Source organism: Streptomyces sp. NPDC049970 (assembly GCF_040660235.1).
GTDB lineage: Bacteria > Actinomycetota > Actinomycetes > Streptomycetales > Streptomycetaceae > Streptomyces.
This window is the reverse complement of record NZ_JBFALP010000005.1, coordinates 420,570-445,821: the sequence shown is the minus strand read 5'-3', so window position 1 is coordinate 445,821 and position 25,252 is coordinate 420,570. Positions and strand designations below refer to the sequence as shown.

Here is a 25,252-nt window from a genome sequence, read left to right as displayed (position 1 = left end):
GCTTGCTCTCAGTAGGAGAAGGCCATCGGACGGTCGGCGTCCTGGTCGTGGCCGCCGATCCGGGTGGGCGGGTCGAGGTCCGCCTCGGTGAGCTCGGGCGGTCCGGCCTTGACGTACTTCAGGAGCAGCTTGACCTCGATGACGGCGAGCACCGCGTAGAGCGCCGTGAAGACGATCATCGAGGTGAGGATCTCGCCCTGCGAGACTCCGGGGGAGACCGCGTCACGGGTCTGGAACACGCCGTAGACCACCCAGGGCTGGCGGCCCATCTCGGTGAAGATCCAGCCCCAGGAGTTGGCGATCAGCGGGAAGAGCATCGTCCACAGCGCCGTGATCCAGTACAGCCTGGCGAGCTTCGGGCTCAGGACCTTGTTCTTGAAGAGCACCAGGTTCGGCACGTCGTCCTCGCCGGTGCGCAGAGCCTCCGGCAGCAGGAACCTCTTCCGTGTCAGCCACAGGCCCAGCAGGCCGAGGCCGAAGGAGGCCATACCGAAGCCGATCATCCAGCGGAAGCTCCAGAACGCGACCGGGATGTTGGGCCGGTAGTCGCCGGGACCGTACTTCTCCTGCTCCGCCTTGTTGATGTCGTTGATGCCGGGGACGTACGAGGTGAAGCTGTCGTCCGCGAGGAAGGACAGTATCCCGGGGACGGAGACCTCGACGGTGTTGTGGCCCTCGGCGACGTCACCCACCGCGAAGAGCGAGAAGGGCGCCCCGTTCTCGCCCTCCCACAGGGCCTCGGCAGCCGCCATCTTCATGGGCTGCTGCTTGAACATCACCTTGCCGAGCACGTCACCGCTGACGGCGGTGAGCAGGCCGGCGACGACCACCGTGATCAGCCCGAGCCGCAGCGAGGTCCGCATCACAGGGATGTGCCGCTTGCGCACCAGATGGAAGGCGGCGATACCGACCATGAAGGCGCCGCCCACCAGGAAGGCCGCCGTGATCGTGTGGAAGAACTGGGCGAGCGCGGTGTTCTGCGTGAGTACGTGCCAGAAGTCCGTGAGCTCGGCGCGGCCGCGTTCCTCGTTGATGCGGTAGCCGACCGGGTGCTGCATCCAGGAGTTGGCCGCCAGGATGAAGAACGTGGAGAGGACGGTACCGATGGAGACCATCCAGATGCAGGCGAGATGGATCCTCTTCGGCAGCTTGTCCCAGCCGAAGATCCACAGCCCGATGAAGGTGGACTCGAAGAAGAAGGCGATCAGCGCCTCGAACGCCAGCGGAGCGCCGAAGACGTCGCCGACGAAGCGCGAGTAGTCGGACCAGTTCATACCGAACTGGAACTCCTGGACGATGCCGGTGACAACGCCCATCGCGATGTTGATCAGGAACAGCTTGCCCCAGAACTTGGTGGCTCTGAGGTACTTCTCGTTGTCCGTGCGCACCCAGGCGGTCTGCAGGCCGGCCGTGAGCGCGGCGAGAGAGATCGTCAGGGGGACGAACAGGAAGTGGTAGACGGTGGTGATGCCGAACTGCCATCGCGCCAGGGTCTCCGGTGCCAGTGCCAGGTCCACGCCGCTTCTCCTTACGTCGCCGTGATCACAGCCGCTGCCTGCCCCGTCAATCCGCCCGATCAAGGGAGGAAACGGGATGCGCTTGTGAACGCGTTCACATTCACAAGCAATTATGGCGCACACATCTTCGAGTCCGTCGCGCGGGGGGTCCTATCCGGCCGCAACGGCCGAGCCGTGCGAAACCGGACAGATTCACCCGCGCACCGAGCGCGGCTCGCAGGGGCGGGACGACGGTGGCCCCGGACCTCGTCGATCGAGGTCCGGGGCCACCCGGGGCTGTGCCGCCGACGGCGGGCCGTCGCTACTGCCGGTTGTAGGACTCCGCCACCTTCAGGAAGACGTCGTTCGCCTCGGACTCCCCGATCGTGACGCGCACGCCCTCACCGGCGAACGGCCGCACGACCACGCCCGCCTGCTCGCAGACCGCCGCGAAGTCGAGGGCGCGGTCGCCCAGCCGCAGCCAGACGAAGTTGGCGTGGGACTCCGGGACGGTCCAGCCCTGCCGGACGAGGCCGTCGTACACCCGGGACCGCTCGGCGACCAGCGAGCCGACCCGGCCCAGCAGCTCGTCCTCGGCGCGCAGCGAGGCGACCGCGGCGTCCTGGGCGACCTGGCTCACTCCGAAGGGGACGGCCGTCTTGCGCAGCGCCGCCGCAACCGGCTCGTGCGCCACGGCGAAGCCGACCCGGAGACCCGCGAGGCCGTACGCCTTGGAGAAGGTCCTCAGCACCGCGACATTGGGCCGGTCCCGGTAGATCTCGATGCCGTCCGGCACGTCGGCGTCCCGGATGAACTCCCTGTACGCCTCGTCGAGCACCACCAGGACGTCGCCGGGCACGCGGTCGAGGAATCGTTCCAGCTCCGCCCGGCGCACCACGGTGCCGGTCGGGTTGTTCGGGTTGCAGACGAGGATCATCCGAGTCCGCTCGGTGACGGCGTCCGCCATGGCGTCCAGGTCGTGCACCTCACCGGCGGTCAGCGGCACCTTGACCGACCTCGCACCGCTGACCTGGGTGATGATCGGGTACGCCTCGAACGAGCGCCAGGCGTAGATGACCTCGTCACCCGGGCCCGAGGTGGCCTGGAGGAGCTGCTGGGCGACCCCGACCGAGCCGGTGCCGGTGGCCAGGTGGGAGACCGGCACACCGAAGCGGTCGGAGAGCTCGTTCATCAGGCCGGTGCACGCCATGTCCGGGTACCTGTTGAAGCCGGCCGCCGCGGCGAGCACGGACTCCATCACGCCGGGCAACGGGGGATACGGGTTCTCGTTGGAGGACAGCTTGAAGGCGACCGGCCCGTCGGCGGTCGCAGGCTTCCCCGGCACATACGCGGGGACCCCGTCCAGCTCGGCACGCAGCTTGGGGCTCTTCTCGCTCACCGCAGGTCCTCCTCGACCGTCCCTACACGTCAATACCGCTCACCTTATGAGGATTGGGCAGCCGTGCGAATGGCCCGGATCCAGAATCTCCACCTCCGAGGAGAAAGACCAGTCATGCCCGCTTCCGGCAGGCTCCTGGAGGGGGGAGCGTTGGGCGAGGGTGGCGCGCGCCGGTCGCTCACTCCGTGGCGCGCATCCCTCGAACAGGTGAGTTGAGACCTCTTCGAGACATGGAGCACTTAGCAGGTTCATGCGCGTCGATGCATGACACATTGATCCACAAGCCCTCAACGCCCGTTATTTGCAAGGCATTTAAGGCTCTATGATCATGCAGAAACGTGCCTGTCAACGCGTGCATATGCGACCGGCCCAACCCGGCGTCCGACCCCTACTATCGGCTCGCCATGACAGCAGCAGGGAAGCACCAGGTGAGCCGGACAGAGACGCCCCGGCGCAGCAGCCGGCCGGGACGGGCGGGTATCCGGGATGTAGCCGCAGCGGCCGGAGTCTCCATCACGACCGTGTCCGACGCGCTCAACGGCAAGGGCAGACTTCCGGATGCCACCCGCAGCCACGTCCGCGAGGTCGCCGAACGGCTGGGCTACCGCCCGTCCGCCGCGGCCCGCACCCTCCGTACCGGGAAGTCGGGCCTGATCGGCCTGACCGTGACCACGTACGGGGATGAACCTTTCACCTTCACCGAGTTCGCGTACTTCGCGGAGATGGCCAGAGCCGCGACATCGGCGGCGCTCGCCCGCGGCTACGCCCTCGTGATCCTGCCGGCCACCTCACGCCACGACGTGTGGTCGAACGTCGCCCTCGACGGCACGGTCGTGATCGACCCCTCCGACCAGGACCCGGTGGTCACCGAACTCATGCGCCAGGGCATCCCCGTCGTCTCCGACGGACGCCCGGCCGGAACGCTCCCCGTGACGGCCTGGGTCGACAACGACCACCGGGCCGCCGTCCTCGACCTCCTGGACCACCTCGCGGCCGCCGGAGCACGCCGTATCGGCCTGCTGACCGGCACGACCACCGACACGTACACCCGTCTCTCCACCACCGCCTACCTCCACTGGTGCGAGCGGGTCGGGCAGGACCCGGTCTACGAGTCGTACCCGGCCCACGACCCCTGCGCGGGAGCGGTGGCCGCCGATCGCCTCCTGGCCCGCCCCGACCGCCCCGACGCCGTCTACGGGCTCTTCGACCCCAACGGGACCGATCTGCTCGCCGCCGCGCGCCGATACGGCCTGCGGGTCCCGGAGGACCTCCTGCTGGTCTGCTGCAGCGAGTCCACCGTCTACGCCTCGACCGAACCCCCGGTCACCACGCTCTCGCTGAAACCACGCAGAATCGGCACGGCTGTCGTCCAACTCCTCATCGACGCCATCGAAGGGGTCGAGCACGACGGCCCGGTCGAGCAGGTGATACCGACGGAACTCATCGTCCGGACGTCCTCGCAACGTCGTCCGCCGCGCACCACGGTCAGCCCTCCGCGTTCACCGGCCGGGGATTGATCGGATCAATACGGATCAAATGGTCGGCGAACCACGTGTGCGCCTGGATTCACCACCCCTGGTGCGTCACAGAGCACGATCCGCATTCCTATGATGGGCGCACGACACCGCGGACCACCTCTACCAGGCAGGGCCCGTCAGGTGTACGGCGGCGCGACGGTGGTGGAGGGGTCGATGACTCAGGGGGCCGGTCAGGAACCCGTGGTGCGGACAGCGACGTTGCGCGACTTCCGCGTACCGCCGTATGCGCAGGCGCAAGTGCCTCTGCCGCACCCCGGTGACGTCGCGGTGCGCAACGATCCGCCGGAGGGGTACACCCCCACGGAGCGCGATCTTCCCGTGATCAAGCGCGGCGGCACCGTCCAGGTGCAGGCCGTACAGGACTCCCGCCCGGCGGACGCGGAACTCGGACCCCTGTACGTCGTCGGTGACGTCCACGGCTACCTCGACGAACTCACGGCAGCTCTCGGCGAGCAGGGCCTCATCGACGCCGACGGCGGGTGGGCGGCCGGCAACGCCAGGCTGTGGTTCCTCGGCGACTTCACGGACCGCGGCCCCGACGGCATCGGGGTCATCGACCTCGTCATGCGCCTCTCCGCGGAGGCCGCAGCGGCCGGCGGGTACTGCAAGGCCCTCATGGGCAACCACGAACTCCTGCTGATCGGCGCGAAGAAGTTCGGCGACACCCCGGTGAACTCCGGCGCGGGCACCGCGACCTTCCAGGCCGCCTGGCTGCTCAACGGCGGGCAGAAATCGGACATGGAACGGCTCCAGGACGTCCACCTGCACTGGATGGCCCGGCTCGACGCGGTCGTCGAGGAGGACGGGCACCTGCTGATGCACTCCGACACGACGGCCTACCTCGACTACGGGTCCACCATCGAGGACGTCAACGACACGGTCCACGCGATTCTCACGCGGAACGACGCCGACGAGTGCTGGGACCTCTTCCGCAAGCTGACCAAGCGGTTCGCCTTCCGCGACGAGGGCGGGGCCCAGGCGGTGCGCGAACTGATGTCGACGTACGGCGGACAGCGCGTCGTCCATGGTCACAGCCCCATCCCGTACCTGCTCGGCCAGGTCGGGTCGGAGGACGGCGAGGAGGCCGCCCGCCCCGTGGTCGACGGACCGCACGTCTACGCGGATGGTCTGGCCATCGCCATGGACGGCGGAGTGACCATGGCCGGAAAGCTGCTGGTCGTCCAACTTCCCCTGCATGGCTGAGGCTCCACGGGGAAGGCGCCGCACCACCTGACACCTTCGGCGGCGGGTCTATTTCCGGAAACCCTCTGTCACCCCGAGCCCTGTGCGCTCTACCATCGGCGTATCAGTAGCAGGCTCTCCTCCGTTTCCGCCCGATCGCCCGGCCCACGGTCGATCAGGCCTTACGGAGCATCGGGGGATGCACATGAATAGCGCTCCGCACCTGCTGGCCGAGGACCGCCCCGAATACGAGCGGATCCTTGCCGACGCGCTGCGCCATGCGCACGAACGGCCGGATCTGGAGGGCGTGGGCGACCGCCTCAACACGGAACAGCTCCGGACGATGGCGCTCACCGCCACGGCTCTGATCACCGCGGCGGCCGCCACCGAGTACGACCACTACGTCAAGGTCCGGGGTGAGCTGCGCGGGCCGGACGACCCGACGGCAGGCGACTCCGTACTCGTGCCCGCGACGGACCGGGCGGACCCCGAGGGCGCGGGCACGCTCGCGGTGATCACGGTGCTGACGCCGGTTCTCGCGGGAACGGCCGCCCTGATATTCCTGCTGGTCGGCTATCTCATCAAGGCGGTCAGCCCCGCGGCGTTCGCCGGGACGATGGTCGCGGCGGGCTGGTTCTTCGCGGCGGTCGCCGCCGCGGCCGTCCTCGTCGCCGCGGTCGGGCTCCTCGTCACGGCCCTGCGCAACGGCTCCACAGCGCTGCCCGCCGTGGACGAGGAGGAGGAAGAACTGCCGGAGGACGTGGCGCGCGCCCGGGAGGCCTGGCGCCACGCTCTTCTGGAGCGCGGCATACTGCCCTTCCTGCGGGACGCGTTGGCGGACCCGACAGCGGGTCCGGCATCCCGCACGCCGCACCGCTCGGCCCATCGCATCCCGAAGGTGGGCTACAGCAGACCGGACTTCTCCGGGCCCGAGGACGGCCCGGCGGCGGGCCCACGCCCCACCTTCACCAGCCCGGACTTCACCAGCCCGGACTTCGGGGGGCCCGAGCACCGGCCGGAGTGATCCGGACGTTGCGCCCGGACGGGAGGCCTCGACCGCGTACGGGCGCGGAAACGGCGGAGGCCGGAGCGGCTGCCAGCCGCTCCGGCCTCTCTCAACCGCTGCGGGGGAGTATCCGATCAGACCGGATCGCTCCGCCGCCCCGGGGTGAAGCTCAGACGCCCTGCGGGGCGAGCTTCGGGTTGGCGCCGTACTCGTTGACCTCACGCACACCCTCGAGGCAGGTGAAGACGAGCAGGACGATGCCACCCACCAGCGGGACGAACGCGATCAGGATCCACCAGCCGGAGCGGCTCGTGTCGTGCAGCCGGCGGACGACGACGGCCAGCCCGGGGATCAGCACGGCGAGTATGTAGATGATGTACGGGATCTGCGAGTCGATGGCGACCCCAATGCCCGACAGGATGGCGGCCACGATGAAGTTGAAGAGTACGAACATCCAGTACTCCTTGCGGCGCGCCCGCCCACTGAAGCCCGCGTAGTTCTTGAGCACTGCCAGGTACCAGCTCATGGTGCTTTCCCTCCCCTGGCGCCCCCGTTCGGGACGCACACATTTTTCGGCCGAGCAAAGCGGAAGGTAAGGCACAGATAAGGAACCGGTCAAGTTGGGTCAGAACTCCGCCGAAACATACATCCACCTGCCACTATTCCGTGTCCTTACCGACTCCAAATACATAGTGAAAGGCCGTCAGTACGACACCAGATGCTGCAAGTAGGCAAAAATCAAGACACTTCGCCACCTGTGCAAACAGCCTGACGGTGCGCTCGGCGGCGCCGTCCAGGATTCACGGCGTGACCGGGACAGCACCGCCGAGCGCACACGCACCGCCCGCCGGGAGCACCGGCGGGCGGTGCGGAACTCAGTCCGCGAGGGGCAGATAGACCCTGTTGCCGGCGGCGGCGAACTCCTTGGACTTCTCCGCCATCCCGGCCTCGATCTCGGCCTGTTCGGCTCCGTGCTCGCGCCTGATGTCGTGCGAGATCTTCATCGAGCAGAACTTCGGCCCGCACATGGAGCAGAAGTGCGCCGTCTTCGCCGGCTCGGCCGGCAGGGTCTCGTCGTGGAACTCCCGTGCCGTGTCCGGGTCGAGCGCCAGGTTGAACTGGTCCTCCCAGCGGAACTCGAACCGGGCGTCCGACAGCGCGTCGTCCCACTCCTGCGCCCCGGGGTGCCCCTTGGCGAGGTCAGCCGCATGCGCCGCGATCTTGTAGGTGATGACGCCGGTCTTCACGTCGTCCCGGTTCGGAAGCCCCAGATGCTCCTTGGGCGTGACGTAGCAGAGCATCGCCGTACCCCACCAGGCGATCATCGCCGCCCCGATGCCCGAGGTGATGTGGTCGTACGCCGGCGCGACATCGGTGGTCAGCGGGCCGAGCGTGTAGAAGGGGGCCTCTTCGCAGATCTCCTGCTGGAGGTCGATGTTCTCCTTGATCTTGTGCATCGGGACGTGGCCAGGGCCCTCGATCATGGTCTGGACGCCGAACCGCTTCGCCACGGTGTTGAGTTCGCCGAGCGTCCGGAGTTCGGCGAACTGCGCCTCGTCGTTGGCGTCGGCGATGGACCCGGGGCGCAGCCCGTCACCGAGCGAGTACGTCACGTCGTAGGCCGCGAGGATCTCGCAGAGCTCCTCGAAGTGCTCGTACAGGAACGACTCCTTGTGGTGCGCCAGGCACCAGGCCGCCATGATCGATCCGCCGCGGGAGACGATGCCGGTCTTGCGACGTGCCGTCAGCGGGACGTACGGCAGGCGGACACCGGCGTGCACCGTCATGTAGTCGACGCCCTGTTCGGCCTGCTCGACGACGGTGTCCTTGTAGATCTCCCAGGTCAGCTCCTCGGCCCGGCCGTCGACCTTCTCGAGGGCCTGGTAGAGCGGCACGGTGCCGATCGGCACGGGCGAGTTGCGCAGTACCCACTCGCGGGTGGTGTGGATGTTGCGGCCGGTGGAGAGGTCCATGACCGTGTCGGCCCCCCACTTCGTGGCCCAGGTCATCTTGTCCACCTCCTCCTCGATCGACGAGGTGACCGCGGAGTTGCCGATGTTGGCGTTGACCTTCACCAGGAACCGCTTGCCGATGATCATCGGCTCGATCTCCGGGTGGTTGACGTTGACGGGCAACACGGCCCGACCGGCAGCGATCTCCTCCCGCACGACCTCGGGAGCGACGTTCTCGCGGATCGCGACGTACTCCATCTCCGGGGTGATCTCGCCTCGTCGGGCGTAGGCGAGTTGGGTGACCGGACGGCCGTCGCGGCTTCGCCGGGGCCGGCGCGGGCGGCCGGGGAAGACGGCGTCGAGGTTGCGCAGGCCCTCCCCGGGCTCTCGGCTCCGCTCGGTCAGGGGGGATCCCCCACGCGGCGAGGTGTGCTTGAGCCCGTCGTCCTCGGGGCGCACGGGGCGGCCCGCGTACTCCTCGGTGTCGCCCCGGGCGATGATCCAGTTCTCCCGGAGAGGGGCGAGCCCGCGACGGACATCGGTTTCGGTGGTGGGATCGGTGTACGGCCCGGACGTGTCGTACAGCGTCACGTCGTTGCCGTTGGTGAGGTGCACCTGACGGACCGGCACCCGGAGGTCCGGGCGAGAGCCCTGGACGTACCCCTTGTGCCAGCCGATGGACTTCCCGGCCTCGTCGTTCTCCGCATCACGCGTGTTCTGCGCGTTCTGCGTGGAGGCAGGCATGCGTGCGTCCGCTGTGGTCATGAGACCTACTCCCTACGCCGGCATTACCCGGTAACAGGTTCGGCGGTCGGCGCAGCTTGTTCCGTACGGATGTACGGAGGTCAGCGCCCTCTCAGCCCGGTGCTCCGAGCTCCCGCGTGTGCAAATGTGAGTCCACGCTAACCTCCCGTCCGGCATGCTGGCCAGAGGGCCTCCACCGTTCTTGGGATGATCGCCGGGTGACGTCCCCCGGAAGCGCCCCCGAACCCCACGGCCCCGCAGCAGGCAGCACCCAGAGTCATGCGCACGGCCACACACACAGCCACGGCCCGGCAGCGCCGGTGTCCAGGCATCTGCGCAAGGTCATCGCGGCGGTGGTGATCCCGTTCGCCACCGCCGTGCTGGTCGGTCTCGTGGCGCTCTGGCCCGGTGGGGCGCCCGCCCACGAGCGCACCGGTGTCGGCTTCGACCGGCAGACCCAGGACGGCACGGTGGTGAAGGTCGTCGCGGTCGACTGCGCGGAGGTCAACGCCTCGCAGGTGCCGCCGACCGGGGACACCTCCACGCCCTCGGGCAGGGAGGCCGTCGACGAGCAGTCGGGACAGTGCAAGAAGGCCACGGTCCAGGTGACGACCGGCGAGGACAAGGGCCGTGAGTTCGTCGAGGTCATCCAGCCAGACGCCACCCGGCAACTGGAGGAGGGCCAGGGGGTGGTCGTGGCCTACGCCCCCGACGCGCCGCGCGATCTCCAGTACTCGGTGACGGACGTGGACCGCACGCTGCCGATGGCACTGCTGGCCGGGATCTTCGCCGTCGCGGTGGTCGTGGTGGGCCGGCTGCGCGGGCTGATGGCGCTGATCGCCCTCGCCGTCTCCTTCGCCGTGCTGACGCTGTTCATCCTGCCGGCGATCCTGCAGGGCTCGAATCCGCTGGTCGTCGCCGTCATCGGGGCGAGCGCGATCATGCTGATCGCCCTCTACGCCTGCCACGGGCTGACGGCCCGTACGTCGGTCGCCGTCATCGGCACGCTCATCTCCCTCGTGCTGATCGGGCTGCTGGGCTCGCTCTTCATCGGCTGGGCCCACCTGTCCGGCAACACGGACGACAACACCGGCCTCATCCACGGCCTGTATCCGGACATCGACATGAGCGGACTCCTGCTGGCCGGTGTGATCATCGGTTCGCTCGGCGTGCTCGACGACGTGACCGTCACCCAGACGTCCGCCGTGTGGGAACTGCATCAGGCAGACCCCACGATGGGCGTGCGAGGGCTCTACCGGGCGGGCATCAGGATCGGGCGCGATCACATCGCCTCGGTCGTCAACACTCTCGTGCTCGCCTATGCGGGCGCGGCGCTTCCCCTGCTGCTGCTCTTCTCGATCGCCCAGAGCAGCGTGGGCACCGTGGCCAACAGCGAGTTGGTCGCGGAGGAGATCGTCCGGACACTGGTCGGGTCGATCGGGCTGGTCGCCTCGGTCCCGGTGACGACGGCGCTCGCGGCCCTGGTGGTCTCCGCGGACCGTACGGGGCTCGGCGCGGAAGCCGGAGCTCCAGCACCCGCACGGACCGGGAGGGGACGACGCCGCAAGAGGTGATCCGGGGCACCGGGTACATGGTTCCGGGCTGCCGGTGTTCGATGTTCAGCTGTTCAGCCGGCGTTCTGTTCCTTGGCGAGGATGCGGCCCAGAGCCTCTTCCAGATTGCCCTCGAAGTCACTCAGAGTGTGCTCCTGCCCCAATGGCACCAGCTTGTCCGTCCGGTCGAGGAACGCCACGAGAGGTGCCGTACCGGCCCGGAAGAGCGCGCGGTCCGCGCCGACCTGGAGCCGGATGTGTACGTCCGAGAGCCCTTCGGGCTCGGTCGGGCCGATGTGCACATCGCCGTCACCACTGGGGCTGTTGAGGCCGTCGAGCAGCAGCTCACGGCCGAAAGCCCAGGTGACGGGGGCGTCACCCGGGAGGTGGAAGGTCATCCGGATCGCATACGGATCGCTGACCTCGTACCGGAGCTCCACCGGAATACGGAAGGAGAGCTCCTCGGAGACGAGGAAGCTCATCATGACCTCTGCTTGAACCGACTCGCGCATCGTTCAACCCCGCAGTAGATGAAACTGGCCAGGAATGATCCCCCATGGCCCTATTGACGCCATCGTGGTGCACGCGATAGCAGATCACAAGGAGTGATTTTTCAGATACTGATAGAGAACACGAACGAGCGCAAGAGCGTAGTCACTTCACAGCGTAGTTGTTCGATTGCGGCGAGCAACCGTTCCTCTTGATGCAAGGGTAGAGATACAGCCATCGCGGCCACGGCGGATCCGACGGTGATCGGGATGGCCGCGCAGACCGTTCCGATGGCGTACTCCTGTCGTTCGACGACCGGTTCCGAATGTTTCATCGCCCTGAGCCGGTCCAGGAGCGCCTGGCGGTCCCGTACGGAGTAACGCGTCAGCTGCCGGACGGGATACCGGTCCAGATGATCCTCACGCGCGCGCTCGTCGAGCTGCCCCAGAAGGCACTGTCCGATCGCGTGGGCATGGCCGGCCTCTCGGAACGAGACCCACTCGTGCACCGCGGGGGCGGCGGGCGAATCGGCAACCGCCACCATCTCGATCTCGCCCTCCCGGTACAGGGCGCAGTACACCGGGGCGCCGACGACCTCGGCCCAGTGCGCGAGCGAGTCGACGATCACACCCGGACGCGGGGTGGCGGGGCCGCCCCCCAGTCGCTCGGCAGCGGCACCGAAGAGGAAGACGCCGTTCTCCCTCCGGAGGTAGCCCTCGTGGGTCAGGGTTCGCAACAGGTGGTAGGCGGTGGGGAGGGGAAGACCCGCCTCCCTGGCGAGCTGTTTGGCCGGCGCACCGTCCCGATGGGTGCCCACAGCCTCCATAAGTCGCAACGCCCGCTGAACAGAACCGATCAGCGTCGGGACAGCTGTACTCGGTGCCGTGGTCACAGGTCACCCCCAGGCATGGTGACGGGCTGTCAGCCCTCTCGCGGGGGCCGCCCCCACGAGCCCGCCGCGAGACTGGGGTCCGCAGACCGGACGGTCGCACAAACCACTGGGCAGGATGGTGACGATCCGTCATTTCCCAGCTGGCGGCAGCGGTACGTCACTGTATCGGCACGATGTGCCACGCGAGAGGTTTCGTCCTGGACTTAGCTCCGCTGGGCTAACGACCGAATCGGCGACCGCGGTACCGCTTCTCGACGCCGCGATATCCGCGCGCGGCCGCCCGGACGTCGTCGCCCCGTCGGCGGCGACGGGGACCCCCACCAGTCGCTTACCAGTCGCTGCGCGAGGACGACGTCGTGAACTTCCGTACGACGAAGACCAGACCGCCCACCAGGACGACGAAGACCAGCACCTTGAAGAGCAGGCCGATGACGAATCCGACCACGCTGGCGATCAGGCCTCCGAACAGCACGATCGCGATGAGAGGCACCGCGACCCACTTCACCCACCAGGGCATCCCCGCGAAAATCTCCCGCACCGCCATCACCGCTACCTCGTCTCCATGAGTTCCTGCTCCGATGCTAGAGGCGCGGGGGTGGCCGGTGGGGGGCCGGAAGCCCCTGGAGTTCCCTGAACGATCCCCTAAGGGCTGTCGGCGCGCGCCTGCCAGGGATTACGGGACAGCCCTCGGGCGTCGTCGGCACCGGCAGGACGCTCAGCCCTCCGGGGGAGAGAAGACCACCATCACCCGGAGGTCCTCCGTGATGTGGTGGAACCTGTGGGCGGCCCCCGCCGGCACGTACACCACGCTCCCCCTGCCCACCTGTGTCGTCTCCGTACCGACCGTGATCGACGCGCGGCCACTCACCACGAGGTACACCTCGTCCTGCTTGTGCGGCTGCTGCGGGTCGAGCTCGCCGGCGTCCAGGGCGTAGAGGCCGACGGACATGTTGCGTTCCCGGACGAACTGCAGGTAGGCACCGTCGTTGGCGGCACGTTCCGCCTCCAGCTCGTCGAGTCTGAATGCCTTCATCGTCCGTCCGCCCCTCGCGCCTGTGCTCGTCCGTACCACCGGTGCCCACCACCGATCGTGTCTGCCACGATCAGACACATGAAGAATTTCGTAGTCAAGACGATCGCCAACGCGGGTGCGCTGGCCGTCGCCATCTGGTTGCTCCAGGACATCACGCTGACCGGCCACGACACGGGGCGCAAGGCGCTCACGCTGGTCCTCGTCGCGTTGCTGTTCGGCCTGGTGAACTTCATCGTCAAGCCGGTGGTGCAGCTGCTCACGCTGCCCCTGTTCATCCTGACGCTCGGGCTGATCACGCTCGTGGTCAACGCCCTGATGCTGATGTTGACCTCATGGCTGGCGGGCGTCGTCGATCTGAACTTCCACGTCGACGGTTTCTGGACCGCGGTCCTGGGCGGTCTGATCATCTCGGTCGTCTCCTGGGCCCTCAACGTCGTGCTCCCCGACGAGGACTGATCCCCTTCCTGATGGCACAGTGCGGAGCGGACCGGTGGACACCGGGGAGAGACGAGGAACGAACATGAGCACCATGGGCGACGGCACACGGGCCGTACGAGCGGGCCTGCCGGAACCGGAGCAGTACGAGCCCACGCTTCCCGGTCCGGTCTTCGCCGCCCACTTCCATCTGTCCGGCGAACCCGTCGGCCCCTACACCTACGGCCGGGACACCAATCCGACCTGGACCCACCTGGAACGGGCCATCAGCGAGCTGGAGGCGCCGGGGGAGCAGGTCGAGACCACGGTCTTCGCCTCCGGGATGGCCGCGATCTCGGCCGTACTGCTGTCCCAGACGCGCACCGGCGACGTGGTGGTCCTGCCGGACGACGGCTATCAGGCGCTTCCCCTGGTACGGGAACAGCTGGAGGCATACGGAGTCGGGGTGCGGACCGCGCCGACCGGCGGCGATGCCCAGCTGGAGCACCTGGAGGGGGCCCGGCTGCTGTGGATCGAGACGCCGTCCAACCCAGGGCTCGACGTCTGCGACGTGCGCAGGCTCGTCGAGGCCGCGCATTCGGCGGGGGTGCTGGTCGCGGTCGACAACACCCTCGCCACCCCTCTCGGCCAACGCCCCCTGGATCTGGGGGCCGACTTCTCGGTGGCCAGCGACACGAAGGGCATGACCGGGCACGGGGACATCCTGCTCGGTCATGTGACCTGCCGCGATCCGCGGCTCGCCGCGGGGGTACGTCGCTGGCGCAAGGTCGTCGGCGCGATCCCCGGCCCCATGGAGGCCTGGCTCGCGCACCGATCACTGGCCACGCTCCAGCTGCGGATCGAGCGGCAGTGTGCGACCGCCCTGACCCTGGCCGAGGCCCTCGCCGGGCGCACGGATGTGACGGGGCTCCGCTACCCGGGGCTGCCGGGCGACCCCTCGTACCCGATCGCCGTCCGGCAGATGCGGCGCTTCGGCTCCGTGGTCTCCTTCGAGCTGGCGGACGAGCAGACCGCCGAGCGCTTCCTCGCCGCTCTGCGGCTGGTCGACGACGCGACGAGCTTCGGCGGTCTGCGCTCCACCGCGGAACGGCGGGCGCGTTGGGGCGGGGATGCGGTGGCGGAGGGCTTCGTCCGGTTCTCGGTCGGCGCAGAGGACCCCGCGGATCTGCTGGCTGACGTGGAGCGCGCGCTGGCGGCCGCCGCGCTCTGACCGGCCGCTCAGTGGCCCCGGCAGAACCGGTCCGGGACTGGGCGTCCCCGTCCACCGGACCGGTCCTGCTCGGGACGAGCGGTCCGAGCCTCCCCCCTCGTGGCTCGGACCGCCCCGGTTCCTGTGCGTAGAACCGTCCGACCAAGGCTAGTTGACTCTGCGTCAGTGTCCAATCACAGTAGCCGCAGCGACCTATCGCCATATTTATGGTTGTGGCGGTCGCGGGGCCGGACGGGCACTGATGGAGGGGGCGGACCGTGGACCTGGCGCTGTTGCGCACGTTCGTCACGGTGCACCGGGCCGGATCCTTCACCCGGGCCGCCGCGCTGCTCGGCCTGTCCCAGCCCGCGGTCACCTCGCAGATCCGGACTCTCGAGCGCCAGCTGGGCCGCCCCCTCTTCCTGCGCAAGGCGCGCGGAGTGACCCCGACCACCGTCGGGGACGAGCTCGCACACCGGGCCGCCCCCCATCTCGACGCGCTGGTCGACATTGTCGAGGCGGGGCTCCACGACGAGTCGGGGATACGCACACTGCACCTGGCCGGCCCCCCGGAGTTCACCGCCGCACGGGCGATGCCCGCCTTGACTCCGTTGATCTCCCAAGGGCTCGCGCTGCGCAGCACCTTCGTCGCGAACACCGAGGACGCGATGGAGGGGCTGGCGGCCGGACACCATGATCTGGCCATCACCACGGCCCGTCCGCGCGGCGGACTGCTCACCTCGACGACCCTCTGCGACGAGGAGCACGTGCTGATCGCGGCGCCTCGGTGGGCGGGACGCCTGGGTCCGGGGGCCCTACGGCACAAGGGCTCGGTGCTCCTGGAACAGCTTCCCGTGGTCGAGGTGCACGAGAGCCTGCCCCTGGTCTCACGCTACTGGGCGGCGGTGTTCGACGGCCGCCCAGCCGCTTCCGCCGCCGTGATCGTGCCCGACCTGCGTGCGGTCCTGGAGTGCGCTGCGGCAGGCGCCGGTCTGGCCGTCCTGCCCCGCTACCTCTGCGAGGGCGCGCTGGACCGGGGCGAAGTCGTGGCGCTGCTCGACCCGCCGGTACCCCCGCTCCGCACGTATTTCCTCGTCGCGCGGACCGGCACACTCGGCCTGCCACACATCGCGCGGGCGCACGAGTGGCTGGTGCGTGCCGCCGTGGACTGGTGACCGGTGTGCCGGTAGGAGTTTCAGACTGGCGTTCTCGGGCCACTCTCTCGACATGACCGAACGTCCTGTGGTCAAGCGCACCGCCCGAGCCGTCCTGCTGGACGGCGATGACCTCATCCTCATCAAGCGCACCAAGCCCGGGGTCGACCCGTACTGGCTCACCCCTGGTGGCGGCGTCGATCCGGAGGACGCCACCGTCGTCGAGGCACTCCACCGCGAGGTGGACGAGGAGCTCGGCGCCAAGGTCGTCGACATCGTCCCGTGCTTCGTCGACACCGTCGAGCACATCGCCGGAGGTGGAGTCAAAGGCGTGAAGGTGCAGCATTTCTTCGTCTGCCGACTGGCGTCGATGGACCTGTCGCTCCGGCACGGTCCGGAGATCGACGAGCCACGCGGGGAGTACGAGATCGTGCGGGTGCCCTTCAGCCGAGTCGGAATCGCAGCCGTACACCTGGTGCCGCTGTCTCTGCGGCACTATCTGGATGCCAACATCGAGGGCGTACGCGCACTGCACGCATCCGACCTGGGCTGAGGCTCCGACCGGGGCAGGGCCGCACGGTATGCCTCGGCCACGTCGTGGAGCACCGTTCGTCCCGCCGGCATGAGCTCTGCCTGACCCCGCGTTGCTCTGCCTGATCCCGCGTTTCACGTGAAACCAGCCGCCGCGACGTCACCGCGATACGGGCGTCCGAGCCGTAGGGGCCGCGGGAGCTGTGGCGTCCGGTTCGGCGGGGCCGGCTCCAGCGGAAGGCTCGGGAGAACGCTGAGCCACCAGTCGGTCTCGGGTGACCGCACGGCGCTCGATCTGGCCGGAGAGCACTGCCAGGAGCAGAGCCGAGGCCGCGAGCACGGCGCCGATCCAGTTGGGCGCGGTGTAACCGAATCCGGCTGCGATGACGATGCCGCCCAGCCACGCCGAGAGCGCGTTCCCCAGGTTGAAGGCCCCGATGTTGACGGCCGAGGCCAGGGTGGGCGCACCCGCCGCGTGATCGAGGACCCGCTTCTGCAGCGGCGGTACGGTCGCGAAGCCCAGGCCACCGATGAGGAAGATGGTGACCGCGGCGGCGATCTTGTTGTGCGCGGTGAGCGTGAACAGTGCCAGGACCACGGCAAGCGCGCCGAGCGACACGTACAGCATGGGCATCAGACGGCGGTCGGCGAACTTGCCGCCGAGCAGGTTCCCGCCGACCATTCCCAGCCCGAACAGGACCAGCAGCCAGGTGACGGACGACGTCGCGTAGCCGGCGGTCCCGGTCATCATCGGGGTGATGTAGGTGATCGCCGCGAAGACTCCACCGAAGCCGAGAACCGTCATCGCCATGGCGAGAAGCACCTGGACGTCGCGGAACGCGGCCAGCTCATGCCGGATCCGTACACCCTCGGGCTTCGGCTGCTCGGGGACGAGCCTGGCCACACCGAGGAGACCGAGAACGCCCAGTCCGGCGACGGCCAGGAACGTGAGGCGCCAGCCGAAACTCTGTCCGACGAAGGTACCCAGTGGAACACCGACGACGTTGGCGACGGTGAGCCCGGTGAACATCATGGCGATGGCTCCCGCCTTCTTCTGCGGGGCGACCAGATCTGCGGCGACGACGGACCCGATGCCGAAGAAGGCCCCGTGGGCGAGGGAGGCGATCACCCGTCCGGCGAGCATCACGCCGAAGACCGGGGCGAGCGCGGAGACAAGGTTGCCCACGACGAACAGCCCCATCAGGAGCATCAGCATGCGCTTTCGGGTCACCCGGGTGCCCACGGCGGTCATCAGCGGCGCCCCGAGGACCACGCCCAAGGCGTAGCCGGTGACGAGGAAGCCTGCCGTCGGGATCGAGACCTGGAAGTCCGCTGCGACATCAGGGAGCAAGCCCATGATCACGAACTCGGTGGTCCCGATACCGAATGCACCTATGGCGAGGGCGAGGAGCGCGAGCGGCATGAGTGCCACCTTCCATGAGATTGCGTCTGCGCTTTACAGGCGTCGACATTAATTGCAGACGCCTGTAAATTGCAAGCGCGGGCTATTGCGCATGTGCCCTATCCTGGAGGCAAGCAGCTCAGCACGAAGGGGAGATCCATGACAGCGACCGATCCCGCACTGACGGCTCTCGCCCAGAGCTGGTGCGCCCTCTCCCTGCTCCACGGGAAGATCGAGGCCCGCATCGAGCGGGCGTTGCAGTCCCGGCATGACCTCAGCGCGCGCGAGTTCTCACTGCTCGACGTCCTGAGCCGCCAGCACAGCGGCACGGGCGGCCATCTCCAGATGAAGCAGGTGGCGGACGCCGTGGTGCTGAGCCAGAGCGCGACCACCCGGCTGGTCACCCGGCTCGAGGATCGCGGACTACTCACCCGGTACCTCTGCGACACGGACCGGCGGGGGATCTACACCGACGTCACCGAACCGGGTCTGAAGCTCCTGAGCGAGGCGAGGCCCACCAACGACACCGCGCTGCGCACCGCTCTGGACGAGGCTGCCGAGAACCCGGAGCTCGCGCCACTCGTCCGGACGGTCGAGGCACTCAAGGTGTCTGCCTGAAAGGTCCAGACACTCAGGACCCCGCCCGGTCCGCTGAGTTGCGTAGTGTGCCGATCATGAGCGATCTCGACATACGCCCCGCCGTACTCACCGACCTCCCCGCCGTCGTGGCCATGCTCGCCGACGACCCGCTCGGTGCACAGCGGGAGTCCCCGGACGACCTGTCCCCGTACCACGCAGCCTTCCGGCGACTTGCCGACGACCCGAACCAGCACTTGGTCGTGGCCGTGCGCGAAGGCCGTGTCGTGGGAACGCTCCAGCTGACCATCGTGCCCGGACTGTCCAGACGCGGAGCCACCCGCTCGGTCATCGAGGGTGTCCGCGTCCACGCCGACGCCCGAGGCAGTGGGCTCGGCACACAGCTGATCCAGTGGGCGGTCGACGAGTCCCGGCGCCAGGACTGCCAACTGGTGCAGCTGACGTCGGATGCCACCCGTCCGGACGCCCACCGCTTCTACGAGCGCCTAGGCTTCGCCGCGAGTCACGTGGGATTCAAGCTCGCACTCTGACCTGTGGAGCCGCACGAGGCTCCTTGCCCCGAGAGGCCACCCGTGTACCGCATCGATGACGAACAGCGCAGGATCAGACTGGGCCGACGACATCTCCTGGTTCCCTCGGCGCGGGCCGAGTCAGTCGTTGCGGTGGCGGATGCCCTGGTGGCCTTGCATGCGACCGACGCCGCGACGCTCCATCTCTCCACGTGCGCGCGCCTGTCGGACCCCGGGGTCGCCGTGGTCGAGCAGGCGCTCTACGAGGACGTCTCTCTGGTCCGCCTGCTGTCCATGCGTAACACCCTGTTCGCCGTGTCCACGGATGTCGCACCCGAAGTGGACGCGTCGACCGCACGGACGGTGGCGGCGAAGGAACGGCACAAGCTGCTCAAGCACCTGCGGGAGGACGGCAACGGTCTGGACGAGCGTTGGCTCGCCGAGACGGAGCGCGAGACGCTCACCGCTCTGACCGCCCACGGACAGGCGACGGGGAGCCAGCTCTCCGCCGCGGTACCGGGTCTGCGTACGAAGATCACCGTCTTCCCCGGCACGAGGCAGGAGACGGTGCAGGGAGTCGCCTCCCGGGTCATCCGGGTGCTGGCCGCCGATGGGCGTATCAGACGCGGCCGGCCTCGCGGTTCATGGACCTCCAGCCAGTTCAGCTGGACGGTCGCCGAACCGTGGCCCCCGTCGGATCCCGCCGCGGCACGAGCGGAGCTCACCGGCCGCTGGCTGCGCGCGTACGGGCCGGCGACCGAGGCGGACCTGAAGTGGTGGACAGGATGGGGGGTGCGTGAGGTGCGTACGGCACTGGCCGCCGCCGGCGCGGAGGAGGCGCTGCTCGACAGCGGAGCCGTCGGCCTGGTCGCCGCGGGGGATCTCGCCCCCGAGCCGCCTCCGGAGCCCTGGGCAGCCCTGCTGCCCGGCCTGGACCCCAGCGCGATGGGTTGGGCGGACCGAGGGTTCCACCTGCCCGCAGATCACCGTGCCGCACTCTTCGACCGGGCCGGCAACATCGGTCCGACCGTGTGGTGGAACGGCGGGATCGTCGGTGGTTGGGCACAGACCACGGGTGGTGAGCTGGTGTGGCGGCTGCTGTCAGATGTGGGCAGGGAGGCGTCCTTGCTCATCGAGGCGGAGGCGGCCCGACTGTCTTCATGGGTGGGCGAAGCCCGGATCACTCCTCGCTTCCGTACCCCTCTGGAACGCGAACTGACGGCCTGAGCCAGCCTGCGGTCCAAGGCCCCGGAGCGCCCGATCACTGGAACGACGGGCCGGCGTTTCACGTGAAACGCATCGCGCGGAACCTCGCGTACAACGCCGACCCGACCCCCCGCTCTCAGGTGGCGAGCCCCCGCCAGCCGCCCTTGTCCACACCTCCGGGAATGTCCACGCCAGGATCGTAGGGCTCACGGCTGAAGGCGAACGATCCCAGGTCGAGATGGTCGACCGTGCCGTCGGCTGCGCGCACGACCCTGAGCGTCTCCCCCGCGTAGTAGCCGTTCAGGCCCCTCCAGGTCCCGTCAGCGCATGCCTGGAACCGGGCCGAACGGCCGGGCCCCCGCAGTGGCCGGAGTTCGAGACCGCGGTCCACGAGCAGCTGCAAGCCGTACACGTGAGTACCCCAGTACCACGGCCCTGTCAGGGCGAGCAGTTCTTCGTCAACCTCGGGCAACGGGCGCCACGGCTCCGGGATTCTGGGCTCCGCGTCCGCGACGATCTGCAGAAGGTCAGCGGCTACCGCACCGGTCAGCGGGCCGGACGTGGCATTGGACAGCACGACGGCGGCCACATCGTCCTCGACGCAGAACCACAGGGTGGCCAGGAACCCCGGCAGCGAGCCCGAGTGACCGAGGAGCGTGCGGTTCTTCCGACGTACCACCTGGAGGCCGAGTCCGTAGGTGCCGTCCCAGTCACCGGCCTCGGGCGGGGCGGCCGGGGCACGCATCTCCTCGACCGAAGAGGCGCTCAGCACCCGTTCGTCTCCACGGGCGAGGAAGAACGCGAACCGCAGAAGATCGGTGGTGGTCGACCAGAGCTGGCCGGCGGGCGCCATGAGCCCGAGGTCTTCCGCCGGTTCGGGCAGCAGGACGTCCGCCCACGGGTGGACCGCCCAGCCACCGGCATGCGGAGCCTGCGGCTGTGGAGTCGTACGGCCCATGCCCAGGGGGTGCAGGATCTCGCGGCGCAGCACCTCTCCCCAGGGCTCTCCGCACAGCCTCTCGACGAGTGCGCCGAGCAGCGTGTAACCGGGGTTGGAGTAGTGGTGACCGTGACCGGCCGGGTGCATCAGCGGCCGCTCCCCGAGTACGTCGGCGAGTTCCGGGCGGGTCGCTCCCGGCGTCCGCTCCCACCAGGGAGCGGGCGTCTCGGCCCCCAGCCCCGCGCTGTGGCCGAGCAGTTGGAACACGGTCACCTGACCGGCGCCCGTACCGGGCAGATGCTTCTCCAGGGGATCGTCCAGATCGAGCAGGCCCTCGTCGCGCAGTCGCATCACCAGCACTGCGGTGAACGTCTTGGTGATGGAGCCGATCCTGAACTGCGTATCGCCGTCCGGCTCATGGCCGTCCACACAGCTGCGGGCGCCACTCCAGGCGATCCGGCCGTCCCGCTGCACCGCGGCCACGAGCGAGGGAGCTCTTCCTTCGGACTGCGCGGTGGCCACACGATGCAGCAGAGCACGCCGGGTGCCGGGAAGCAGGGGTTCGGATGAGGTCATCCCCAAGGATGGCCCGACCGGCCGCCGGCTGACGAACCATTTCGCGGCCTTCGGCTGCCGACCGCTTCAAGGACGCCGGACACGCCGGGGCCGGATACAGGGAGGCTCTAGGTCTGCGCCATGTCCACGAAGCGGGAGTAGTGGCCCTGGAAGGCCACAGTGATCGTCGCTGTAGGGCCGTTACGGTGCTTGGCCACGATCAGGTCCGCCTCGCCCGCACGTGGTGACTCCTTCTCGTACGCGTCCTCACGGTGCAGCAGGATCACCATGTCGGCGTCCTGCTCGATGGAACCGGACTCACGCAGGTCGGAGACCATCGGCTTCTTGTCCGTGCGCTGTTCGGGACCACGGTTCAACTGGGAGAGCGCGATGACCGGCAGCTCCAGTTCCTTGGCGAGGAGCTTGAGGTTTCGGGACATGTCCGAGACCTCCTGCTGACGGCTCTCGGCACGCTTGGCCCCACCGGACTGCATCAGCTGCAGGTAGTCGATGACGACGAGCTTGAGTTCGTTCCGCTGCTTGAGTCGACGGCATTTCGCCCGGATCTCCATCATGGACAGGTTCGGCGAGTCGTCGATGTAGAGCGGAGCGGCCGACACGTCCGGCATCCGCCGGGCCAGCCTCGTCCAGTCCTCGTCGGTCATCGTGCCCGACCGCATGTGGTGCAGCGCCACGCGTGCCTCGGCGGACAGCAGGCGCATCGCGATCTCGTTGCGTCCCATCTCAAGGGAGAAGATCACGCTCGGAAGATTGCTCTTGATCGAGCAGGCGCGGGCGAAGTCCAGGGCCAAGGTCGACTTACCCATCGCGGGACGGGCAGCGATGACGATCATCTGCCCTGGGTGCAGGCCGTTCGTCAGGGCGTCGAGGTCGGTGAACCCGGTGGGCACACCGGTCATCTCGCCACTACGGGAGCCGATGGCCTCGATCTCGTCGAGAGCGCCCTCCATGATGTCGCCGAGCGGGAGGTAGTCCTCGCTGGTGCGCTGCTCCGTTACCGCGTAGATCTCGGCCTGCGCCGAGTTCACGATCTCGTCGACGTCCCCGTCGGCCGCGTATCCCATCTGTGTGATCTTCGTACCGGCCTCGACCAGGCGACGGAGTACGGCCCGCTCATGGACGATCTCCGCGTAGTACGAAGCGTTGGCCGCGGTCGGCACCAGCTGGACCAGGGTGTGCAGATACGGCGCTCCGCCGACCTTGGTGATCTCGCCGCGCTTGACGAGTTCTGCCGCCACCGTGATGGGGTCGGCCGGCTCCCCCTTGGCGTAGAGGTCCAGAATCGCCGTGTACACGGTCTCGTGGGCCGGCCGGTAGAAGTCGTGGCCCTTGATGATCTCCACGACGTCGGCGATGGCGTCCTTGGAGAGCAGCATGCCGCCCAGGACGGACTGCTCGGCATCGAGATCCTGCGGAGGCACCCGCTCGAAGCCGGACGACCCGCCGTCCCATCCGCTATCGCGACCCCGCTCGTGCTGCTCCTCGCGCCCCTTGCCCTCTCCCCGGCGCTGACGCGAAACGGGCAGACGGTCACTGGGACCGACGTCGGCCCAGGGATCGTCCAAAGGCTCGGGAATGCTCACCGGGCCACCTCCTCCCGTCCGCGTCGCGGACCTAACCGTGCCACTCTTTCTTACGGCACAGCACCGACAAACAAGACGCCCGACTCCGGTTCCGGCGCGTCAAGTTCTGCGGGTTATCAAGCCGGAACGGAGTGCGGGCGCCGCCCCACGGTAGGCCCGTCCGCACCGTCAGCCAATCTGGTTATCCACAGGGCATGTGGACGACGGACCAGATGCTGTGGAGAACCTGTCGGATCCTGTGCACGGACCGGGGGACAGCACTGTGGACAAAGTCATACCGCAACACCCTTGAGGCCCCTGACCAGGCTTTTTCCCATCCACTGGCTGTGGGGGAGAAAAACTTTTCCCCTCGACTCAAGATCATCGAGGACACCCCCCGAGCAAGCCCGGACCCGAGTGCCAAGTAAGGACCCTAGGCGCATTGCATCTCTTACCTGTGGAAGATTAGATTGGCCTCCATGACCCAGGCCCCCACGGACCAGCCCAAGTCCCGACGCAGGCACGACCGCGAGATCGTCTCCCTCGCCGTCCCGGCTTTCGGCGCACTCGTTGCCGAGCCGCTTTTCGTGATGGTGGACAGCGCCATCATCGGCCATCTCGGCACTCCTCAACTGGCCGGCCTGGCCGTCGCTGCGGCACTGCTGACCACCGCAGTGAGCATCTTCGTCTTTCTCGCCTATGCCACCACTGCCGCGGTAGCCCGCCGGGTCGGCGCAGGAGATCTTGCTTCCGCGATCCGTCAGGGCATGGACGGAATCTGGCTGGCCCTCCTGATCGGTGCCGCGGTGGTGGCAGTCGCCCTCCCACTGGCCCCCTGGCTTGTCGCAGCCTTCGGGGCGTCGGAGACAGCGGCACCGTACGCCACCACCTATCTGCGGATCTCCAGCCTCGGCATCCCTGCGATGCTCGTGGTCCTCGCAGCGACAGGTGTGCTGCGAGGACTACAGAACACCCGTACGCCGCTCTACGTCGCGATCGGCGGATTCACGGTCAACGGAGCGCTCAACATCGCGCTTGTCTACGGCGCCGGCCTCGGGATCGCGGGATCAGCGTGGGGAACGGTCATCGCCCAGGTAGGGATGGCGCTCGTCTACCTGATCGTCGTGGTGCGCGGAGCGCGTCGGCACGGGGCCTCGCTACGCCCCGACGTGGCGGGCATCCGAGCCAGCGCCCAGGCAGGCATCCCTCTGCTGGTCCGCACGCTTTCGCTGCGGGGCGTCCTGCTGATCGCCACCGCCGTTGCCGCGCGACTCGGCGACACGGATATTGCCGCACACCAGATCATCCTGTCGCTCTGGAGTCTCACAGCCTTCGCGCTCGACGCGATCGCCATCGCGGGCCAGGCAATCATCGGCCGCTACCTGGGAGCGAGCGACACCGAGGGCGCCCGCGAGGCCTGCCGCCGCATGATCCAGTGGGGGATTGCATGCGGCGTGGCACTGGGGCTACTGATCGTGCTGGCCAGGCCCCTGTTCATCCCGTTGTTCACCAGCGATGCCTCCGTACAGGAGACCTTGTTGCCGGCGCTTCTGGTCGTAGCGCTCTCCCAGCCGATCTGCGGAGTTGTCTTCGTGCTGGACGGGGTACTGATGGGGGCGGGCGACGGCCGCTATCTCGCCTGGGCAATGATCCCCACCCTGGCCGTCTTCGCTCCTGTCGCGCTTCTCGTCCCCCGTCTCGGAGGCGGCCTCACCGCTCTCTGGTGGGCGATGGTGCTGATGATGGGGGTCCGGCTGGTGACCCTCTGGCTACGCACGCGTTCCGGCCGCTGGATGGTCACTGGAGCCACGCGCTGAGGACGTACGACGGACCATCTCAGGGTGGTCGGCGGGCCGCCCTCTGTCGT

At 68.4% G+C, this 25,252-nt stretch carries 23 protein-coding genes and 1 riboswitch; of the genes, 12 read left to right on the top strand and 11 right to left on the bottom strand.

The annotated features are described in order from the left end of the window. Positions 1-8: 8 nt before the first annotated feature. Together AB0I83_RS13200 and hisC are read right to left on the bottom strand one after the other, a co-directional pair. On the bottom strand, positions 9-1,517 hold the full coding sequence (locus AB0I83_RS13200) for a cytochrome ubiquinol oxidase subunit I (RefSeq protein ID WP_363304607.1): 1,509 nt from the start codon (positions 1,515-1,517) through the stop codon (positions 9-11). Positions 1,518-1,818: 301 nt separating this feature from the next. Then, positions 1,819-2,895 (bottom strand): histidinol-phosphate transaminase, encoded by a 1,077-nt coding sequence (gene hisC / locus AB0I83_RS13195; RefSeq protein WP_356841108.1) that lies wholly within the window; start codon positions 2,893-2,895, stop codon positions 1,819-1,821. Between the two features lie 404 nt (positions 2,896-3,299). Here hisC and AB0I83_RS13190 point away from each other — a divergent pair, with 404 nt between their 5' ends. The 3 genes from AB0I83_RS13190 to AB0I83_RS13180 all read left to right on the top strand — a co-directional run bounded on the left by AB0I83_RS13190 (position 3,300) and on the right by AB0I83_RS13180 (position 6,639). After that, positions 3,300-4,412 (top strand): LacI family DNA-binding transcriptional regulator, encoded by a 1,113-nt coding sequence (locus tag AB0I83_RS13190; protein ID WP_363304606.1) that lies wholly within the window; start codon positions 3,300-3,302, stop codon positions 4,410-4,412. A 174-nt stretch (positions 4,413-4,586) separates the two neighbouring features. Then, positions 4,587-5,636: a metallophosphoesterase gene (locus tag AB0I83_RS13185; RefSeq protein ID WP_356535421.1), complete on the top strand. Its 1,050-nt coding sequence runs from the start codon at positions 4,587-4,589 to the stop codon at positions 5,634-5,636. 178 nt (positions 5,637-5,814) lie between these two features. After that, a complete protein-coding gene (locus tag AB0I83_RS13180; RefSeq protein WP_363304605.1) occupies positions 5,815-6,639 on the top strand; it encodes a hypothetical protein in 825 nt (274 codons plus the stop codon). A 151-nt stretch (positions 6,640-6,790) separates the two neighbouring features. Here AB0I83_RS13180 and AB0I83_RS13175 read toward each other — a convergent pair whose 3' ends face one another. Beyond that, entirely contained in the window at positions 6,791-7,147 is a 357-nt protein-coding gene (locus AB0I83_RS13175; protein ID WP_356535419.1) for a DUF805 domain-containing protein, read from the bottom strand. Between the two features lie 349 nt (positions 7,148-7,496). Further along, positions 7,497-9,338 (bottom strand): phosphomethylpyrimidine synthase ThiC, encoded by a 1,842-nt coding sequence (gene thiC, locus AB0I83_RS13170; RefSeq protein WP_363304604.1) that lies wholly within the window; start codon positions 9,336-9,338, stop codon positions 7,497-7,499. Continuing rightward, positions 9,331-9,464, bottom strand: a riboswitch (TPP riboswitch). Its footprint overlaps the gene before it by 8 nt. 71 nt (positions 9,465-9,535) lie before the next feature. On the opposite strand from thiC, the gene AB0I83_RS13165 reads away from it, so the two are divergent. Beyond that, entirely contained in the window at positions 9,536-10,891 is a 1,356-nt protein-coding gene (locus AB0I83_RS13165; RefSeq protein WP_363304603.1) for a YibE/F family protein, read from the top strand. Between the two features lie 53 nt (positions 10,892-10,944). Here the strand turns inward: AB0I83_RS13165 and AB0I83_RS13160 are convergent, their stop codons facing one another. From AB0I83_RS13160 to AB0I83_RS13145, 4 genes are all read right to left on the bottom strand, one after another. After that, positions 10,945-11,382, bottom strand: a complete 438-nt coding sequence (locus AB0I83_RS13160) for an SsgA family sporulation/cell division regulator (RefSeq protein ID WP_356535416.1) — start codon at positions 11,380-11,382, stop codon at positions 10,945-10,947. A 101-nt stretch (positions 11,383-11,483) separates the two neighbouring features. Then, complete coding sequence (locus tag AB0I83_RS13155) at positions 11,484-12,251, bottom strand: helix-turn-helix domain-containing protein (protein WP_356535415.1); 768 nt, start codon at positions 12,249-12,251, stop codon at positions 11,484-11,486. A gap of 328 nt (positions 12,252-12,579) precedes the next feature. Next, entirely contained in the window at positions 12,580-12,789 is a 210-nt protein-coding gene (locus AB0I83_RS13150; protein ID WP_356535475.1) for a DUF5326 family protein, read from the bottom strand. A gap of 177 nt (positions 12,790-12,966) precedes the next feature. Next, entirely contained in the window at positions 12,967-13,284 is a 318-nt protein-coding gene (locus AB0I83_RS13145; protein WP_363304602.1) for a cupin domain-containing protein, read from the bottom strand. A 78-nt stretch (positions 13,285-13,362) separates the two neighbouring features. On the opposite strand from AB0I83_RS13145, the gene AB0I83_RS13140 reads away from it, so the two are divergent. From AB0I83_RS13140 to AB0I83_RS13125, 4 genes are all read left to right on the top strand, one after another. Continuing rightward, positions 13,363-13,740 (top strand): phage holin family protein, encoded by a 378-nt coding sequence (locus AB0I83_RS13140; RefSeq protein ID WP_356535413.1) that lies wholly within the window; start codon positions 13,363-13,365, stop codon positions 13,738-13,740. 64 nt (positions 13,741-13,804) lie between these two features. Further along, a complete protein-coding gene (locus tag AB0I83_RS13135) occupies positions 13,805-14,929 on the top strand; it encodes a cystathionine gamma-lyase (protein ID WP_363304601.1) in 1,125 nt (374 codons plus the stop codon). Between the two features lie 257 nt (positions 14,930-15,186). Further along, complete coding sequence (locus AB0I83_RS13130; protein WP_363304600.1) at positions 15,187-16,083, top strand: LysR family transcriptional regulator; 897 nt, start codon at positions 15,187-15,189, stop codon at positions 16,081-16,083. A 52-nt stretch (positions 16,084-16,135) separates the two neighbouring features. Continuing rightward, positions 16,136-16,615, top strand: a complete 480-nt coding sequence (locus tag AB0I83_RS13125) for an NUDIX hydrolase (RefSeq protein WP_363304599.1) — start codon at positions 16,136-16,138, stop codon at positions 16,613-16,615. A 138-nt stretch (positions 16,616-16,753) separates the two neighbouring features. On the opposite strand, the gene AB0I83_RS13120 is transcribed toward AB0I83_RS13125, so the two are convergent. After that, positions 16,754-18,016, bottom strand: coding sequence for an MFS transporter (locus AB0I83_RS13120; RefSeq protein WP_363304598.1), 1,263 nt, complete (start codon positions 18,014-18,016; stop codon positions 16,754-16,756). A gap of 138 nt (positions 18,017-18,154) precedes the next feature. Here AB0I83_RS13120 and AB0I83_RS13115 point away from each other — a divergent pair, with 138 nt between their 5' ends. The 3 genes from AB0I83_RS13115 to AB0I83_RS13105 are packed head-to-tail and all read left to right on the top strand — an operon-like array spanning position 18,155 to position 20,328. After that, entirely contained in the window at positions 18,155-18,613 is a 459-nt protein-coding gene (locus tag AB0I83_RS13115; protein WP_356535408.1) for a MarR family transcriptional regulator, read from the top strand. Positions 18,614-18,669: 56 nt separating this feature from the next. Next, on the top strand, positions 18,670-19,122 hold the full coding sequence (locus AB0I83_RS13110) for a GNAT family N-acetyltransferase (protein WP_363304597.1): 453 nt from the start codon (positions 18,670-18,672) through the stop codon (positions 19,120-19,122). Positions 19,123-19,164: 42 nt separating this feature from the next. After that, positions 19,165-20,328 (top strand): winged helix DNA-binding domain-containing protein, encoded by a 1,164-nt coding sequence (locus AB0I83_RS13105; protein WP_363304596.1) that lies wholly within the window; start codon positions 19,165-19,167, stop codon positions 20,326-20,328. A 115-nt stretch (positions 20,329-20,443) separates the two neighbouring features. On the opposite strand, the gene AB0I83_RS13100 is transcribed toward AB0I83_RS13105, so the two are convergent. Continuing rightward, positions 20,444-21,823, bottom strand: a complete 1,380-nt coding sequence (locus AB0I83_RS13100) for a serine hydrolase domain-containing protein (protein ID WP_363304595.1) — start codon at positions 21,821-21,823, stop codon at positions 20,444-20,446. Positions 21,824-21,930: 107 nt separating this feature from the next. Further along, positions 21,931-23,406, bottom strand: coding sequence for a replicative DNA helicase (dnaB, locus tag AB0I83_RS13095; RefSeq protein ID WP_356535404.1), 1,476 nt, complete (start codon positions 23,404-23,406; stop codon positions 21,931-21,933). 458 nt (positions 23,407-23,864) lie between these two features. Here dnaB and AB0I83_RS13090 point away from each other — a divergent pair, with 458 nt between their 5' ends. Continuing rightward, entirely contained in the window at positions 23,865-25,202 is a 1,338-nt protein-coding gene (locus AB0I83_RS13090) for an MATE family efflux transporter (RefSeq protein WP_363304594.1), read from the top strand. The last annotated feature ends 50 nt before the right edge of the window (positions 25,203-25,252 follow it).